General features: G+C 73.3%; 1 protein-coding gene. It reads left to right on the top strand.

Features of this window, described 5'->3' with window-relative positions; translation table 11 throughout:
• A partial coding sequence (locus tag KSNIM_RS24075; protein WP_263108088.1) for a transglycosylase domain-containing protein occupies positions 1–2,106 on the top strand: 2,106 nt, incomplete at both ends.

The raw sequence follows: 2,106 nt of genomic DNA, 5'->3' as shown, positions 1-2,106 counted from the left end.
GCCCCGACCGCGAGAACGACCGGCCCGACGGACCCGGCACGACGCCCGGCAGGCCCGGCACCCGCCGCGACCGCCGCCGGCTGCGCCGCCGCGCCCGCCGCGACCACCGCCGCAGCCTCCCCCGCTGGCGCCGCACCGTCCCCACCTGGCGCACCTCGCTGACCCTGCTCGGCGGCGGACTGCTGCTCTCGACCGGCGCCTTCGCCGCGCTCTACCTGGCCGTGCCCGTCCCCGACCCCAACGCGCACGCCCTCGCCCAGAGCAACGTGTACTACTACGCCGACGGCACCACCGAGATCGCCCGCACTGGCGCCGTCAACCGCGAGGACGTCACCCTGGACCAGGTCCCCGCCCACGTCCGGGACGCCGTCGTCTCCGCCGAGGACCGCACCTTCTTCCGCAACCGCGGCATCGACCTCAAGGGCATGGTCCGCGCCGCCTGGCAGAACGTCAGCCACCTCGGCCAGGGCGGCCGCGCCTTCCAGGGCGGCTCCACCATCACCCAGCAGTACGTCAAGAACTACTACCTGACGCAGGAGCAGACTCTCACCCGCAAGGCCCGCGAACTGTTCATCTCCCTCAAGGTCGACCGGCAGGACAGCAAGGACGAGATCCTCACCGGCTACCTCAACACCAGCTACTTCGGCCGCAGCGCCTACGGCATCCAGACCGCCGCCCGCGCCTATTTCGGCACCGACGCCGCCCACCTCGACCTCGCCCAGGGCGCCTACCTCGCCGCCCTGCTGCAGGCCCCCAGCGCCTACGACGTCAAGACCGCCACCCCCGCCAACCGCGAGAAGGCCGTCGCCCGCTGGAACTACGTCCTCGACGGCATGGTCTCGCTCGGCTTCCTCGACCCCGCCACCCGCGCCGCGACCGCCTTCCCCCAGGTCCTCGACCCGCAGCCGGCGGGCGGCCTCGAAGGCCAGGCCGGCTACCTCGTCGACATCGCCGACGACTGGCTCACCCAGACCGGCGTCCTCGACACCGCCACCCTCAAGGCCGGCGGCTGGCGGATCACCACCACCTTCGACAAGAACCGCCAGGACGCCTTCGTCAACGCCGTCAAACAGGAACTCACCGCCGAACTCGACCCGGCCGAGCGCCCCCGCACCGACACCGACGTCCGCGTCGCCGGAGCCTCCGTCGAACCCGGCACCGGCCGCATCGTCGCCGCCTACGGCGGCCCCGACTACGCCGTCCAGCCCTACAACGACGCGCTCCGCCAGGACAACCAGGTCGGCTCCACCTTCAAACCCATCGACCTCGCCGCCGCCCTCGAAGGAGACCGCACCACCCAGGACGGCAAGCCCATCACCACCCAGACCCCGTACGACGGCACCAGCGGCCGCCTCGTCGTCGGCGGCCCCACCCCCTACGCCCCACCCAACGAGGACAACGAGAACCACGGGCAGATCACCCTGCGCGAAGCCATGATGCGCTCGGTCAACTCCGTCTACGCCCAGCTCGGCATCGACGCCGGACTCGACAACGTCCGCCGCACCGCGATCCGCCTCGGCCTGCCCGACAGCCTCCAGGGCATGGACCCGGACCACAGCTCGATGACGCTCGGCACCGCCACCCCCAGCGCCCTCGACCTCGCCGCCGTCTACGCCGCCCTCGCCAACCACGGCCAGGCCATCCGCCCCTGGGCCGTCACCGCCCTGGAACGCCCCGGCACCGGCGACCGGCCCCTACTGCCCGCCCACGAGGCCACCACCGCCGTCAGCCGCACCAGCGCCGACGCCGTCACCGACGTGCTGCGCGACACCGTCGGCCCGCGCGGCACCGGCGCCACCGCCCAGGCCCTCGGCCGGCCCGCCGCCGGCAAGACCGGTACCACCGACGACAACCGCTCCGCCTGGTTCGCCGGCTACACCCCCGAACTCGCCACCGTCGTCGGCCTGTTCCGCGAGGACAAGAAGACCCACGCCAAGGAGTCGCTGGCCGGCACCGCCGGCTACGAGCGGGTCAACGGCGGCACCTTCCCCGCACGGATCTGGACCTCCTACATGGCCGCCGCGCTCGGCGGCAGCCCGATCAGCCAGTTCGACCTGCAGCCCGGCCCCGGCAACACCGAACCGCCCACGCCCAGCCCCCCGCCCC

Origin of the sequence: Kitasatospora sp. DSM 101779, from assembly GCF_025655475.1 — a bacterium.
GTDB lineage: Bacteria > Actinomycetota > Actinomycetes > Streptomycetales > Streptomycetaceae > Kitasatospora.
Note: the sequence above shows the minus strand (reverse complement) of the source record. Positions and strands in the feature narration are given on the sequence as shown.